The organism is Pseudomonas sp. PI1 (assembly GCF_000812405.1).
GTDB lineage: Bacteria > Pseudomonadota > Gammaproteobacteria > Pseudomonadales > Pseudomonadaceae > Pseudomonas > Pseudomonas citronellolis.
Genome location: NZ_JWMC01000074.1, coordinates 11,851 through 26,255, shown reverse-complemented (window position 1 = coordinate 26,255; position 14,405 = coordinate 11,851). Strand labels below are relative to the sequence as shown.

The following is a 14,405-nucleotide window of genomic DNA, read 5'->3' as shown; positions in this document are numbered from 1 at the left end:
TGTCAGCCGCTCATGACGAACGGTGAAAATCAGCAGCGGTGCGGCCTGGCGCGATCCCTACGCGATCACGCACACGCCACCCACAATTTATCCACAGGTTTCCCCCAGCCTGCCGCCTTGCAAAGCCTCCCATAGCGCATTATCTTGTATCCCCGTTGCGGATAACCCCTACATGTTGGGTCCGCAACCTGGAACCGGACACAAGAAGAAGCACGAGGTCGCGAGCCTTTTCCACGGCTCCTCCGGTTCCCCCAGCAGCTGCATCCAGGCGTACGGAAGTCCGACGCGGCGTAGGCCGCAAAGGAGTGATCGATGTCGATGGCCATGCGGTACGGGTGTTGCAACCGATCGGTCAACACCACTAGGTATTGTGGTTCCGGCCCGTAAAGCCGGACACCCGACTTGGGCCAGGGAGGCGCTTGAGTCCCCTTCCCCTGTTACGCAAGTTTTCATGCGGCCGGCCCCGCCGGACGCACACGCTCTTTATTGCTGTTTTTCCGGAGCGGCGCCCCCGGCGCCAGTGACAGAACCCACTAAGAGAATGTGGAGACAACCACCCATGCAGATCGACACCACTCGCGAGAACCCGCAGGCCGCAGCGCCGCAGGCAGCCGAATCCGCCCAGGATCTGGCCGCCACCGCGCCCGGCCAGCTGCGCGTGATCAAGCGCAACGGCACCGTAGTTCCCTACACCGATGACAAGATCACCGTAGCCATCACCAAGGCGTTCCTCGCCGTGGAAGGCGGCACCGCTGCCGCCTCGTCGCGCATCCATGAAACCGTCGCGCGCCTGACCGAACAGGTCACCGCGACTTTCAAGCGCCGCATGCCCTCCGGTGGCACCATCCACATCGAAGAAATCCAGGACCAGGTCGAACTGGCCCTGATGCGCGCCGGCGAGCAGAAAGTCGCCCGCGACTACGTGATCTACCGCGAAGCCCGCGCCAACGAGCGCAAGACCGCCAGCGCCGCCGGCGAAGTCGCCCAGCCGCACCCGAGCATCCGCATCACCAAGGCCGACGGCAGCACCCAGCCGCTGGACATGGGCCGCCTGCAGACCATCATCCGCGAAGCCTGCGAAGGCCTGGCCGAAGTCGACGGCGGGCTGATCGAACGCGAAACCCTGAAGAACCTCTACGACGGCGTGGCCGAGAAGGACGTCAACACCGCCCTGGTGATGACCGCCCGCACCCTGGTGGAACGCGAGCCGAACTACTCCTACGTCACCGCCCGCCTGCTGATGGACACCCTGCGCGCCGAAGCCCTGGGCTTCCTCGGCGTGGTCGAGAGCGCCACCCACCACGAAATGGCCGAGCTCTACGCCCGCGCCCTGCCGGCGTACATCGAGAAGGGCGTGGAATTCGAGCTGGTCGATCCCAAGCTGAAGACCTTCGACCTGGCCAAGCTGGGCGCCGCGCTGAACCACGAGCGCGACCAGCAGTTCACCTACCTGGGCCTGCAGACCCTGTACGACCGCTACTTCATCCACAAGGACGGCATCCGCTTCGAACTGCCGCAGGTGTTCTTCATGCGCGTGGCCATGGGCCTGGCCATCGAAGAGCCGCAGAAGGAAGAACGCGCCATCGAGTTCTACAACCTGCTGTCGTCCTTCGACTACATGTCGTCCACCCCCACCCTGTTCAACGCCGGCACCCTGCGCCCGCAGCTGTCCAGCTGCTACCTGACCACCGTGCCGGACGACCTGTCGGGCATCTACAGCGCCATCCACGACAACGCCATGCTGTCGAAATTCGCCGGCGGCCTGGGCAACGACTGGACCCCGGTGCGCGCGCTGGGCTCCTACATCAAGGGCACCAACGGCAAGTCCCAGGGCGTCGTGCCCTTCCTGAAAGTGGTCAACGACACCGCCGTGGCCGTGAACCAGGGCGGCAAGCGCAAGGGCGCGGTCTGCGCCTACCTGGAAACCTGGCACCTGGACATCGAAGAATTCCTGGAGCTGCGCAAGAACACCGGTGACGACCGCCGCCGCACCCACGACATGAACACCGCGAACTGGATTCCCGACCTGTTCATGAAGCGCGTGTTCGAAGACGGCACCTGGACGCTGTTCTCCCCGTCCGACGTCCCCGACCTGCACGACCTCTACGGCAAGGCCTTCGAAGAGCGCTACGAGTACTACGAAGCCCTCACCCAGTACGGCAAGCTGAAGCTGCACAAGGTCGTCCAGGCCAAGGACCTGTGGCGCAAGATGCTCTCCATGCTGTTCGAGACCGGCCACCCGTGGCTGACCTTCAAGGACCCGTGCAACCTGCGCAGCCCGCAGCAGCACGTGGGCGTGGTGCACAGCTCGAACCTGTGCACCGAGATCACCCTGAACACCAACAAGGACGAGATCGCCGTCTGCAACCTGGGCTCGGTGAACCTGGTCAACCACATCGTCGACGGCAAGCTCGACGTCGAGAAGCTCGGCCGCACCGTCAAGACCGCGGTCCGCATGCTCGACAACGTCATCGACATCAACTACTACTCGGTGCCCCAGGCGGAGAACTCCAACCTCAAGCACCGTCCGGTGGGCCTGGGCATCATGGGCTTCCAGGACGCCCTGTACCTGCAGCACATCGCCTACGGCTCCGACGCCGCCATCGACTTCGCCGACAAGTCCATGGAAGCCATCAGCTACTTCGCCATCCAGGCCTCCTGCGACCTGGCCGAAGAGCGCGGCGCCTACGAGACCTTCGACGGCTCGCTGTGGTCGCAAGGCATCCTGCCGATCGACTCGCAGAAACTGCTGATCGAAGCCCGCGGCGCCAAGTACATCGAAGTCGACCAGAGCGAGAGCCTGGACTGGGCCCCGGTGCGCGAGCGCGTGCGCAAAGGCATCCGCAACTCGAACATCATGGCCATCGCGCCGACCGCGACCATCGCCAACATCACCGGCGTATCGCAGTCCATCGAGCCGACCTACCAGAACCTCTACGTGAAGTCGAACCTCTCCGGCGAGTTCACCGTGATCAACCCCTACCTGGTGCGCGACCTCAAGGCCCGCGGCCTGTGGGACCCGGTCATGGTCAACGACCTGAAGTACTACGACGGCTCCGTGCAGCAGATCGAGCGCATCCCGCAGGACCTGAAAGACCTGTACGCCACCGCCTTCGAAGTGGAGACCAAGTGGATCGTCGACGCCGCCAGCCGCCGCCAGAAGTGGATCGACCAGGCCCAGTCGCTGAACCTCTACATCGCCGGCGCCTCGGGCAAGAAGCTGGACGTGACCTACCGCATGGCCTGGTACCGTGGCCTGAAGACCACCTACTACCTCCGCGCCCTGGCCGCCACCAGCACCGAGAAGTCCACCATCAACACCGGCAAGCTGAACGCCGTGAGCTCGGTGATCGACGAAGGCCTGCAAGCCGCCCCGGCCCCGGCGCCGGTACCCAAGGCCTGCAGCATCGACAACCCCGACTGCGAAGCCTGCCAGTAAGGAAGCAGCGGCCCTCGCCCGAGGGCCGCGTTTCCACGCAGCACGGATATCCCCTCTCCCTTCAGGGAGAGGGCTAGGGAGAGGGGCTCTTGTCCCTCCTCCCCCAGACATAACAGCTTCCCCTCGTCATTCCCGCGAACGCGGGAACCCGGAGAAGGGAGGCCAAGCAAGCTTTAGCGTGCCCCCCATCACGCAACCAGACCAGGAGAGGAACCAATGCTGAGCTGGGACGAATTCGACAAAGAAGACCCCACCGAAGCCAAGGCCGCCCCGGCCGTGGCCAAAGCCGCCGCCCAGGCCGCCGACAAACTGGACGACGAAGCCGCCGGCTCCGTGGAAGAAGCCCGCGCCGTCTCCGCCAGCGACTCCGACGCGGTCGCCCGCGCCAAGAAGGCCCTGGACGCCCTGGACATCCAGGAAGGCCTGGACGATCTGGAAGGCTCGGCCGCCCGCGTACAGGTCGGCGACAAGCAGATGATCAACGCCCGCGCCGACCTCAACCAGCTCGTACCCTTCAAGTACGACTGGGCCTGGCAGAAGTATCTGGATGGTTGCGCCAACCACTGGATGCCGCAGGAAGTGAACATGAACGCCGACATTGCCCTGTGGAAGAGCAAGGACGGCCTCAGCGAAGACGAGCGCCGCATCGTCATGCGCAACCTCGGCTTCTTCTCCACCGCCGACTCCCTGGTGGCGAACAACCTGGTGCTGGCCGTGTACCGCCTGATCACCAACCCCGAATGCCGCCAGTACATCCTGCGCCAGGCCTTCGAAGAGGCGATCCACACCCACGCCTACCAGTACTGCATCGAGTCGCTGGGCATGGACGAAGGCGAAATCTTCAACATGTACCACGAGATCCCGAGCGTCGCGAAGAAAGCGTCCTGGGGCCTGAAGTACACCCGCTCGATCTCCGACCCGCAGTTCCAGACCGGCACCCCGGAAACCGACCGCCAGTTCCTGCGCAACCTGATCGCCTACTACTGCGTGCTCGAAGGCATCTTCTTCTACTGCGGCTTCACCCAGATCCTCTCCATGGGCCGCCGCAACAAGATGACCGGCACCGCCGAGCAGTTCCAGTACATCCTGCGCGACGAATCCATGCACCTGAACTTCGGCATCGACGTGATCAACCAGATCAAGATCGAAAACCCGCACCTGTGGGATGCCCAGATGAAGGACGAAGCCACGCAGATGATCCTGCAGGGCACCCAGCTGGAAATCGAATACGCCCGCGACACCATGCCGCGCGGCGTCCTGGGCATGAACGCAGCGATGATGGAGGACTACCTCAAGTTCATCGCCAACCGCCGCCTGACCCAGATCGGCCTGAAGGAAGAATACCCGGGCACCAGCAACCCCTTCCCGTGGATGAGCGAAATCATGGACCTGAAGAAGGAAAAGAACTTCTTCGAGACCCGCGTGATCGAGTACCAGACCGGCGGCGCGCTGAGCTGGGACTGACGGAAGTAGTAGCAAAGCAGCAAGTCAAGACCATTAGAAACGCTGATACTCGAAATGGAATTTTGGGGCAGTGATTAGAAAGACAAAAGCCCCGCCTAGTGCGGGGCTTTTCTTTATCAACCAATATAAGAATCATTCAAAAAACTCTAGAAAGAAAAATGTTTGAATTCTCACTGATATCTATTTTCGCAATCACTTTCTCAATATGGACAATCCTATCTGGTAAGTTTTATAGGAATCCATCTCTTATCGCCATACTAGGGCTAGTGCTAGCTCTATACGGAGCATGGCTAAGCTATACCCTCAACCAGATGTCAAGCCAGGAGACCATGTCAGAGATATTTCCATGGCTCGCCCTATCTTCGTCCCTTATCAGTTACACAATTGCTGCCACAGGAGGAAGTCTGATCGCATCAGGTGTAATCCTTAAAATTCAATTCCTTCACGAGAAGGAAAAAAGCCGAGCAATGGGCCAATTAAATATCACATTACGCGAACTTGAGATCGCAAGAGAAATGGATAAAAATTTAAAAATCACTGCTCCCTTACTAAGCAATGAAGAATTCAAAAATCAGCACTCACAAATCCAAGAGAGAAAAACCAGGGCAATAATAGAATTAATAGAAATCCGTAATGAGTACCGACATTTAATCCCCAAAGACTGCTGATCAAATAGAAGTCAGGCTTGCACATTCCTCAACCGCCTATTAGCTTGTCAAAGCGCCTAAGAAACGCTTCACGTAGCGGCAATACTGCTCCCGAAAGCAGCGGTGTACCCATTGAGGTAATGGATATGCCTATCACCCCCAGCCTTCAGCCCGAAGGCGCTTCGCCGTACCTGCCCTCTTCCCCCTCCACCCCGGAGGTGCGCCATGTCTGAAGAGGTACTGATCCCCACCCTGTTCACCCGCCACAAGCGCCAGCTGCGCGCCCTGCTGCTGGAAGACCAATGCTGGTTCAGCACCCGCGACCTCGGCCGGCTGATGGGCGTGCCGATGCTGGAAGAGCGCGTGCAGCGCAACCTGGACGACGACCAGCACCGCCGCGCCTGGCTGCGCGGCGGCAATGGCGACTACGAGGACGAACTGCTGCTCAGCGAATCCGCCGTGTACGCCACGCTGATCCACTACTTCCACCCGGAAAACCGCTGCATCCGCCAATGGATCACCCAAGAGGTGGTCCCGGCCCTGCGCGACAGCTACCGCCACGACACCCGCCAACCCCGCCGCGAAACCCTCCACGGCCCCACCCAGGCCCTGACGGTGCTGCACTGGCAAGGCATGCTCTGGGTGCCCTACCGGCAATGGCCACAGGCGAACGCCACACCCACCCGCTGAACACCGGACCTGTTCGTAGGATGGCGTTGAGCGCAGCGATACCCATCGATGGCGCGGCAGCATGGGTATCGCTTCGCTCCACCCATCCTACGGGGGCTGGCGCTTCGGGTTCGGCCATGGTGTTGGCGGCAACGGTGATCACCGCGTACAACCGCGAACGGTTGTACACCCTACGGGTGGGCCTGGCGTAGGGCGAATAACGCTCCGCGTTATCCGCCGTTTGACCCTGGCCCAATCCCGCTCGCTGCCGGGCACGGAGCCGCCCTCGAAACCGCGCCAGGCTCAACCACGGCGTTGCCGGCAAGGAAGGTGTAGCGGCGGATAACCGCGAACGGTTATTCGCCCTACGGGGCGGTGTGGATGTCCCTTTGGAAATCCGTAGGGCGCATAACGCCCACGGCGTTATCCGCCTGATCGCGGACGGAGTCCGCTCCTACGGGGAAGCTTCGTGCCTCATTGCAGACTGTAGGAGCGGGCCCTGCCCGCGAATCGCGCGCAGGGCGCGCTCCTACAGGTGGATGATACGAGTGGCGCCCTACGTCACGACCGAGCACCATGCTCAGGACTGTCGTCCAGGCTAATGCCTTGCACCCCGATTTCCTTCTCCAGCGCCAGCAGGTACTGGCGTAGGGCCTGGCGGGTGGATTCTTCGCGCAGGCTGTGGCGGACGCGGGTGCTGACCTGGGCGTAGGGCAGCGGGCGGCTTTCCTGGCGTTGGTCGATGCTGACCAGGTGCCAGCCGTAGCGCGAGGCCAGGGGGCGGTCGTGCAGGCCTATCGGCAGGCGGTGCAGGGCCTGGTCGAGTTCGGCGACGGTTTGCCCGGCGCGCAGCCAGCCCAGGTCGCCGCCTTCTTCCTTCGACGGGCAGGCCGAGTGGCGTTGGGCGAGCTCGGTGAAGCGCTGCGGGTCGCGGTGCAGTTCGCGCAGCAGTTTTTCGCCCAGGTGGTAATGGGCGTCGCGGGCGCTGGCGTCGTCCGGGGCGGCGGGCAGGAGGATGTGGCGGACCTTGATCCTGGCCGGCTCGGCGAAGCGTTCGCGGTGGGCTTCGAAGTAGCGCCGGCAGGCCTCCTCGTTTGGCTCGGGGACTTGCAGTTCGCGCTCCAGCAGCGCCGCCACGGCCTGGTCGGCGCCCTCCTCCGCCAGTTCGCCCGCGGGCAGCAGGCCGAGGCTGGCAGCCCTTTGCCCGAGCAGTTCGCGCACCACCAGGGCGCGGGCCGCCTGCAGTTGCGCCTCGGCCAGGGAGGCGGCCGGGTGGAAGGGGGTTTCCCGGGCGATGTCGGCTTCGCTGAGCTGGGCGCTGCCGACGCGGATCACCGCGACGGGCTCGTCCGGCAGGTTCTCGACGGCGATCATTTGGGCCATGGCTTCGCTCCTCAGCCGCGCCGGCGGACGATCTGGTAGTTACGCCCGAAGTAGCCCAGGGGGATGCTCCAGACGTGCACCAGGCGGGTGAAGGGGAACAGCAGGATGATGGTCAGGCCGATGAAGATGTGGATCTTGAAGATCAGCGGCGTGCCGATCAGGAAGCTGGCCGCGTCGCCGCGGAAGAACACGATGGACTGCGCCCAGCCGGCCAGGGCCAGCATCATTTCGCCGTCCAGGTGGTGCAGCGAGAAGAAGATGGTGATCAGCCCCAGGCACGCCTGCAACAGCAGCAGGGCGATGATCAGGTTGTCCATGAAGCTGGACGAGGCGCGCACCCTGGGGTTGAACAGCCGGCGCCAGAGCAGCATGCCGCCGCCGATCACGCAGAGCACCCCGGCCGCGCCGCCGAAGAGGATGGCCATGAGCTGCTTGTGGCCGGCGGAGAGGAACGGCTCGTAGACCCAGTGCGGCGTCAGCAGGCCGACCAGGTGGCCGAAGAAGATCGCCAGGATGCCGATGTGGAACAGGTTGCTGGCCAGGCGCATGTGGCGGCTGGAGAGCAGCTGGCTGGAGCCGGTCTTCCAGGTGTACTGGCCGTAGTCGTAGCGCAGCAGGCTGCCGAGCAGGAACACGGTGCCGGCCAGGTAGGGGTAGTAACCGTAGAGCAGGTGCAGAACGTAGTCTTCTAACATGATGAGCCTCCGTTCATTGGCCGTCCGCCAGGGGCGACGGGGTGGCGGGCAGGGCCTGGACGACCTGGGGCAGCGCCTGGTACTTGCGCTCGGCCAGGCGCCGGCCCTCGGCGGACTGCAGGCTGCAGTCCTGGTCGGTCTCGGCATTGAAGCGGACGATTTCCTCTTCCCACACCGCGTCCAGGGCTTGTGGCGTGTGGTCCGGCGCCTCTCCCTCGACCGCCGGGCGCTGCTGCTGGATCAGCTCGCTGCGGCCGATCAACGCCAGCAGCGCGTGGGGCACCAGCGCGTGGTCGGCGCCGCGCTCTTCCAGGCGCGCGGCGAGCAGCGCGAGGATGTGCTGGATGTCGCCCAGCCACTGGCCGATCTCGGCGTGGCTGCGGGTGGAGAGGTATTCGAGGAACAGCGGCAGGTGGTCGGGCAACTCGCGGGCGTCGAGCTGGAAGCCGGCGGCCTCGTACTCGGCCAGCAGGTCGACCATGGCCTGGCCGCGGTCGCGGGACTCGCCGTGGACGTGCTCGAACAGCAGCAGCGAGACCGAGCGGCCGCGGTCGAAGAGTTCGACGTAGGCTTCCTGCAAGTCCAGCAGGTCGCTCTGCGCCAGGCGTTGGCACCACTGGCCCAGGCGCTTGCGCAGGGGCTCGGGCAGGCGCGTCTCGTCGTCGAGGATGGCGGTCAGTTCGCCGGCCGCTGCCTGCAGCTCGGCGCAGGGGTAGTCGAGCAGCCGGGCCAGCACGCGCAGGCTCAGCAGGCCCTGGGGCTGGCGCTCATCCATGGCGGCTGTCCTCGACCGGGTCGAAGGTCTGCACCGGCTTGACCAGGGTGGTGGTCTGCTTGCTGCCGCCGAACAGGCTGACCTCGCTGTTGCCGCCGTGGCAGCCGTTGCCGAAGGTGAAGCCGCAGCCGCTGCGCTCGGCGTAGGCGTCGGGCAGGGCCTCGCGGTGGCCGGTGGGGATGACGAAGCGGTCCTCGTAGTTGGCGATGGCCAGGTAGCGGTACATCTCTTCCACCTGGCGCTGGCTCAGGCCGACCTGTTGCAGCACTTCGCTGTCGAGGGTGCCGTCCACGTGCTTGGCGCGCATGTACACGCGCATGGCCATCAGCCGCTTGAGGGCCAGCACCACCGGCGCCTCTTCGCCGGCGGTGAGCATGTTGGCCAGGTAGCGCACCGGGATGCGCAGCGATTCGATCTTCGGCAGCACGCCGTCGAACTCCACGTGGCCGGCCTCGGCGGCGGACTGGATCGGCGACAGCGGCGGCACGTACCAGACCATGGGCAGCGTGCGGTATTCCGGGTGCAGCGGCAGCGCCAGCTGCCAGTCGATGGCCAGCTTGTATACGGGCGAGGCCTGGGCGGCGGCGATGACGCTGTCGGGCACGCCGTCCTTGCGCGCCTGCTCGATCACTTGCGGGTCGTGGGGGTCGAGGAAGATTTCGCACTGGCGGTGGTAGAGGTCGCGGTCATCGGCCGAGGCGGCCACTTCCTCGATGCGGTCGGCATCGTAGAGCAGCACGCCGAGGTAGCGGATGCGCCCCACGCAGGTCTCGGAGCAGACCGTCGGCTGGCCGGTCTCGATGCGCGGGTAGCAGAAGATGCACTTCTCGGATTTGCCGCTCTTCCAGTTGTAGTAGATCTTCTTGTACGGGCAGCCGCTGATGCACATGCGCCAGCCGCGGCACTTGTCCTGGTCGATGAGGACGATGCCGTCTTCCTCGCGCTTGTAGATGGCGCCGCTGGGGCACGAGGCCACGCACGCCGGGTTCAGGCAGTGCTCGCACAGGCGCGGCAGGTACATCATGAAGGTGTTCTCGAACTGCCCGTAGATGTCGGCCTGGACCTGCTCGAAGTTGATGTCCTTGCGCCGCTTGGCGAACTCGGTGCCCAGCAGTTCCTCCCAGTTCGGCCCCCACTCCACCTTGTCCATACGCAGCCCGCTGATCAGCGAGCGCGGCCGCGCCACCGGCTGGTGCTCGCCCTGGGCGGCGCTGTGCAGGTGCTGGTAGTCGAAGGTGAAGGGTTCGTAGTAGTCGTCGATCTGCGGCAGGTCGGGGTTGGCGAAGATGTTCGCCAGCACCCGCCATTTGCCGCCGATGCGCGGGTTGATGGAGCCGTCGGCGTTGCGCACCCAGCCGCCGTTCCATTTCTTCTGGTTCTCCCATTCCTTGGGGTAGCCGATGCCGGGCTTGGTCTCGACGTTGTTGTACCAGGCGTATTCGATGCCTTCGCGGCTGGTCCAGACGTTCTTGCAGGTGACCGAGCAGGTGTGGCAGCCGATGCACTTGTCGAGGTTGAGGACCATGCCGACCTGGGAACGGATCTTCATTTCACCGCCTCCTGCTGGTAGTCGTTGCCTTCGCCGTCGAGCCAGTCGATGCGCTTCATCTTGCGCACGATGACGAACTCGTCGCGGTTGGAGCCGACGGTGCCGTAGTAGTTGAAGCCGTAGGACAGCTGCGCGTAGCCGCCGATCATGTGGGTCGGCTTGGGGCAGACCCGCGTCACCGAGTTGTGGATGCCGCCGCGCGTACCCGTCACTTCCGAGCCGGGGATATTCAGGATGCGTTCCTGGGCGTGGTACATCATCGCCATGCCCGGGCGCACCCGCTGGCTGACCACCGCCCGCGCGGCGATGGCGCCGTTGGCGTTGTAGAGCTCGATCCAGTCGTTGTCGACCACGCCGATGGCGCGCGCGTCGTCCTCGCTGATCCAGACGATGGGCCCGCCGCGCGACAGCGTCTGCATCAGCAGGTTGTCGCTGTAGGTGGAGTGGATGCCCCACTTCTGGTGCGGCGTCAGCCAGTTCAGGGCGATTTCCGGGTTGCCGTTGCTGCGCGGCTCGGCGACGCTGGCCGCGGCCTTGGTGTCGATGGGCGGGCGGTAGACCATCAGGCTCTCGCCGAAGGCGCGCATCCAGGGGTGGTCCTGGTAGAACTGCTGGCGGCCGCTGAGGGTGCGCCAGGGGATCAGCTCGTGGACGTTGGTGTAGCAGGCGTTGTAGCTCACGTGCTCGTCCTCCAGGCCCGACCAGGTGGGGCTGGAGATGATCTTGCGCGGCTGCGCCACCAGGTCGCGGAAGCGGATCTTCTCTTCCTGCTTGGGCCGCGCCAGGTGGGTGTGGTCGCGCCCGGTGATCTTCGACAGCGCGGCCCAGGCCTTGACCGCCACCTGGCCGTTGGTTTCCGGGGCCAGGGTGAGGATCATCTCCGCCGCGTCCACCGCCGAGGCCAGCCGTGGCCGCCCTTCGGCGGAGCCGTCGAGCTTGCGGTAGTTGAGCTTGCCGAGCAGGTCGACCTCTTCCTGGGTCTGCCAGGCGATGCCCTTGCCGCCGTTGCCCAGGGTGTCCAGCAGCGGGCCGACGGAGCTGAAGCGCTCGTAGGTTTCCGGGTAGTTGCGCTTGACCTCGATCAGCGAGGGCATGGTCTTGCCGGGGATGGGCTCGCACTCGCCCTTCTTCCAGTCGCGCACTTCGGGCTGGGCCAGCTCGCCGGGGCTGTCGTGCTGCAGCGGCAGGGTCACCAGGTCCGTCTCCTCGCCCAGGTGGCCGACGCACAGGCGCGAGAAGGCGCGGGCGATGCCGTCGTAGATCTGCCAGTCGCTGCGCGCTTCCCAGGCCGGGTCGGTGGCGGCGGTGAGCGGGTGGATGAAGGGGTGCATGTCCGAGGTGTTGAGGTCGTCCTTCTCGTACCAGGTGGCGGTCGGCAGCACCACGTCGGAGTACAGGCAGGTGGTGGACATGCGGAAGTCGAGGGTCACCAGCAGGTCGAGCTTGCCCTCGATGGGCTCGTCCTTCCACAGCACTTCCTCGGGCTTCTGCTTGCCGGCCTCGCCCAGGTCCTTGCCGAGCACACCGTTCCTGGTGCCCAGCAGGTACTTGAGCATGTATTCGTGGCCCTTGCCCGAGCTGCCCAGCAGGTTGGAGCGCCAGACGAACAGGTTGCGCGGGTGGTTCTGCGGGTTGTCCGGGTCTTCGCTGGCGAAGCGCAGCTGGCCGCTCTTGAGCTGCTCCACCACGTAGTCGGCGGTGCTCTTGCCGGCGGCCTGGGCCGCGGCGGCCAGGCGCAGCGGGTTGGTGCCCAGCTGCGGCGCCGAGGGCAGCCAGCCCATGCGCTCGGCGCGCACGTTGAAGTCCACCAGGCTGCCGCTGAAGTCCTGCGGCCGGGCCAGGGGCGAGAGCAGTTCCTTCACTTCCAGCTTCTCGTAGCGCCACTGGCTGGAGTGGTTGTAGAAGAACGAGGTGCCGTTCATGTGCCGCGGCGGGCGGTGCCAGTCCAGGGCGAAGGCCAGCGGCGTCCAGCCGGTCTGCGGGCGCAGCTTCTCCTGGCCGACGTAGTGCGACCAGCCGCCGCCGCTCTGGCCGATGCAGCCGCAGAGGATCAGCATGTTGATCAGCCCGCGGTAGTTCATGTCCATGTGGTACCAGTGGTTCATCCCGGCGCCGACGATGATCATGGAGCGGCCGTGGGTCTTGTCGGCGTTCTCGGCGAACTCGCGGGCGATGCGGATCATCTGCGCCGCCGGCACCCCGGTGATGGCCTGCTGCCAGGCCGGGGTGTAGGGCTTGAGCTGGCCGTAGTCGCTGGCGCCGTCGTCCTCGCCGGCGCCGCCCACGGTGGGCTGCAGGCCGCGGTCGATGCCGTAGTTGGCGGCCATCAGGTCGAACACGCTGGCCACCAGCGCCTCGCGGCCGTCGGCCAGTTGCAGGCGCTTGGCCGGCACGTGGTGGTAGAGCACGTCGCGCACCGGCACGTTGGGGAAGTGCTTGCGCTCGATGCCGCCGAAGTACGGGAAGGCCACCCGCGCCACTTCGTCGTGGCGGCCCAGCAGCGACAGCGCCAGGCGCACCTCGCGGCCCTCGGCGTCCACCGGCTCCAGGTTCCAGTGGCCGGACTCGCCCCAGCGGAAGCCGATGGAGCCGCGCGGCACCACCAGGCGCTCGCCCGCCTCGTCCCAGGCCACGGTCTTCCATTCGGGGTTGTTGGCCTGCGCCAGGTTGCCGGCGAAGTCCGCGGCGCGCAGCTGCTTGCCGGGGACCAGGCCGCCTTCGGCGCGCGGTTCCAGCTCCACCAGGATCGGCAGGTCGGTGTAGCGGCGCGCGTAGTCGGTGAAATAGCTCCGCGGGTTCTCCAGGTGGAACTCCTTGAAGATCACATGGCCCATGGCGATGGCCAGGGCCGAGTCGGTGCCCTGCTTGGCGCTCATCCACTCGTCGCAGAGCTTGGAGATTTCCGCGTAGTCCGGGGTGATGGCCACGGTCTTGGTGCCCTTGTAGCGCACCTCGGTGAAGAAGTGCGCGTCGGGGGTGCGCGTCTGCGGCACGTTGCTGCCCCAGGCGATGAGGTAGCCGGAGTTGTACCAGTCGGCCGACTCGGGCACGTCGGTCTGCTCGCCCCACACCTGTGGGGATGCGGGCGGCAGGTCGCAGTACCAGTCGTAGAAGCTCAGGCACACCCCGCCGATCAGCGACAGGTAGCGGGTGCCCGAGGCGTAGCTGACCATGGACATGGCCGGGATCGGCGAGAAGCCGGCGACGCGGTCCGGGCCGTAGGTCTTGATGGTGTAGACGTTGGCCGCGGCGACCAGCGTCTGCAGTTCGTCCCAGTCGCTGCGCACGAAGCCGCCGCGGCCGCGAATGGATTTGTACTGCTTCGCCTTCTGCGGGTCTTCGACGATGCTCGCCCAGGCCTGCACCGGGTCCTTGTGCGCGGCCAGCGCCTCGCGCCACAGCTGGATCAGCGCCTTGCGCACCAGCGGGTATTTCAGCCGGTTGGCGCTGTACAGGTACCAGGAGTAGCTGGCCCCGCGCGGGCAGCCGCGCGGCTCGTGGTTGGGCAGGTCCGGGCGGGTGCGCGGGTAGTCGGTCTGCTGGGTTTCCCAGGTGACCAGGCCGTTCTTCACGTAGATCTTCCAGCTGCACGAGCCGGTGCAGTTCACCCCGTGGGTGGAGCGGGCGATCTTGTCGAACTGCCAGCGCTGGCGGTAGCCGTCCTCCCAGGCGCGGCTCTCGTCGCGGGTCTCGCCGTGGCCGCCGGCGAATTCCGGCGGGCGTTTGACCAGGTAGCGCAGGCGGTCGATGAAGTAACTCATTTCTCTCCTCCTCGGCGCGGGCC

9 protein-coding genes are annotated in these 14,405 nt (G+C 65.2%); 4 read left to right on the top strand and 5 right to left on the bottom strand.

Annotation, left to right across the window (positions count from 1 at the left end; genetic code table 11):
• Window positions 1-559 precede the first annotated feature (559 nt).
• The 4 genes from RN02_RS23255 to RN02_RS23245 all read left to right on the top strand — a co-directional run bounded on the left by RN02_RS23255 (window position 560) and on the right by RN02_RS23245 (window position 6,240).
• Window positions 560-3,439 carry a ribonucleoside-diphosphate reductase subunit alpha gene (locus tag RN02_RS23255; RefSeq protein WP_009621764.1) on the top strand — a complete coding sequence of 960 codons (2,880 nt, stop codon included), beginning with the start codon at window positions 560-562 and terminating at the stop codon, window positions 3,437-3,439.
• Window positions 3,440-3,655: 216 nt separating this feature from the next.
• Window positions 3,656-4,903, top strand: a complete 1,248-nt coding sequence (locus RN02_RS23250; protein WP_009621763.1) for a ribonucleotide-diphosphate reductase subunit beta — start codon at window positions 3,656-3,658, stop codon at window positions 4,901-4,903.
• 329 nt (window positions 4,904-5,232) lie between these two features.
• A complete protein-coding gene (locus RN02_RS33430; RefSeq protein WP_152623806.1) occupies window positions 5,233-5,571 on the top strand; it encodes a hypothetical protein in 339 nt (112 codons plus the stop codon).
• Window positions 5,572-5,775: 204 nt separating this feature from the next.
• Complete coding sequence (locus tag RN02_RS23245) at window positions 5,776-6,240, top strand: BRO-N domain-containing protein (RefSeq protein ID WP_009621762.1); 465 nt, start codon at window positions 5,776-5,778, stop codon at window positions 6,238-6,240.
• Window positions 6,241-6,780: 540 nt separating this feature from the next.
• On the opposite strand, the gene RN02_RS23240 is transcribed toward RN02_RS23245, so the two are convergent.
• Genes RN02_RS23240 through RN02_RS23220 form a run of 5 tightly spaced genes read right to left on the bottom strand, consistent with a single transcriptional unit; the run spans window position 6,781 to window position 14,382 of the window.
• Window positions 6,781-7,602: a peptidylprolyl isomerase gene (locus RN02_RS23240; RefSeq protein ID WP_043317208.1), complete on the bottom strand. Its 822-nt coding sequence runs from the start codon at window positions 7,600-7,602 to the stop codon at window positions 6,781-6,783.
• A gap of 11 nt (window positions 7,603-7,613) precedes the next feature.
• The gene (gene narI, locus RN02_RS23235) at window positions 7,614-8,297 is read right to left on the bottom strand and encodes a respiratory nitrate reductase subunit gamma (RefSeq protein WP_043270724.1); all 684 of its coding nucleotides are present in this window, start codon (window positions 8,295-8,297) and stop codon (window positions 7,614-7,616) included.
• 13 nt (window positions 8,298-8,310) lie between these two features.
• Complete coding sequence (gene narJ / locus RN02_RS23230) at window positions 8,311-9,072, bottom strand: nitrate reductase molybdenum cofactor assembly chaperone (protein ID WP_043317207.1); 762 nt, start codon at window positions 9,070-9,072, stop codon at window positions 8,311-8,313.
• Window positions 9,065-10,621: a nitrate reductase subunit beta gene (narH, locus tag RN02_RS23225; protein ID WP_043317204.1), complete on the bottom strand. Its 1,557-nt coding sequence runs from the start codon at window positions 10,619-10,621 to the stop codon at window positions 9,065-9,067. The genes narJ and narH overlap by 8 nt, the downstream gene beginning before the upstream one ends.
• On the bottom strand, window positions 10,618-14,382 hold the full coding sequence (locus RN02_RS23220) for a nitrate reductase subunit alpha (RefSeq protein WP_043317202.1): 3,765 nt from the start codon (window positions 14,380-14,382) through the stop codon (window positions 10,618-10,620). The genes narH and RN02_RS23220 overlap by 4 nt, the downstream gene beginning before the upstream one ends.
• Between the last annotated feature and the right edge of the window lie 23 nt (window positions 14,383-14,405).

Coding starts and splice junctions, on each gene's coding strand:
- RN02_RS23255 (WP_009621764.1), top strand. CDS start 560: ATGCAGATCGACACCACTCGCGAGAACCCGCAGGCCGCAGCGCCGCAG.
- RN02_RS23240 (WP_043317208.1), bottom strand. CDS start 7,602: ATGGCCCAAATGATCGCCGTCGAGAACCTGCCGGACGAGCCCGTCGCG.
- RN02_RS23245 (WP_009621762.1), top strand. CDS start 5,776: ATGTCTGAAGAGGTACTGATCCCCACCCTGTTCACCCGCCACAAGCGC.
- RN02_RS23250 (WP_009621763.1), top strand. CDS start 3,656: ATGCTGAGCTGGGACGAATTCGACAAAGAAGACCCCACCGAAGCCAAG.
- RN02_RS33430 (WP_152623806.1), top strand. CDS start 5,233: ATGTCAGAGATATTTCCATGGCTCGCCCTATCTTCGTCCCTTATCAGT.
- narJ (WP_043317207.1), bottom strand. CDS start 9,072: ATGGATGAGCGCCAGCCCCAGGGCCTGCTGAGCCTGCGCGTGCTGGCC.
- narI (WP_043270724.1), bottom strand. CDS start 8,297: ATGTTAGAAGACTACGTTCTGCACCTGCTCTACGGTTACTACCCCTAC.
- narH (WP_043317204.1), bottom strand. CDS start 10,621: ATGAAGATCCGTTCCCAGGTCGGCATGGTCCTCAACCTCGACAAGTGC.
- RN02_RS23220 (WP_043317202.1), bottom strand. CDS start 14,382: ATGAGTTACTTCATCGACCGCCTGCGCTACCTGGTCAAACGCCCGCCG.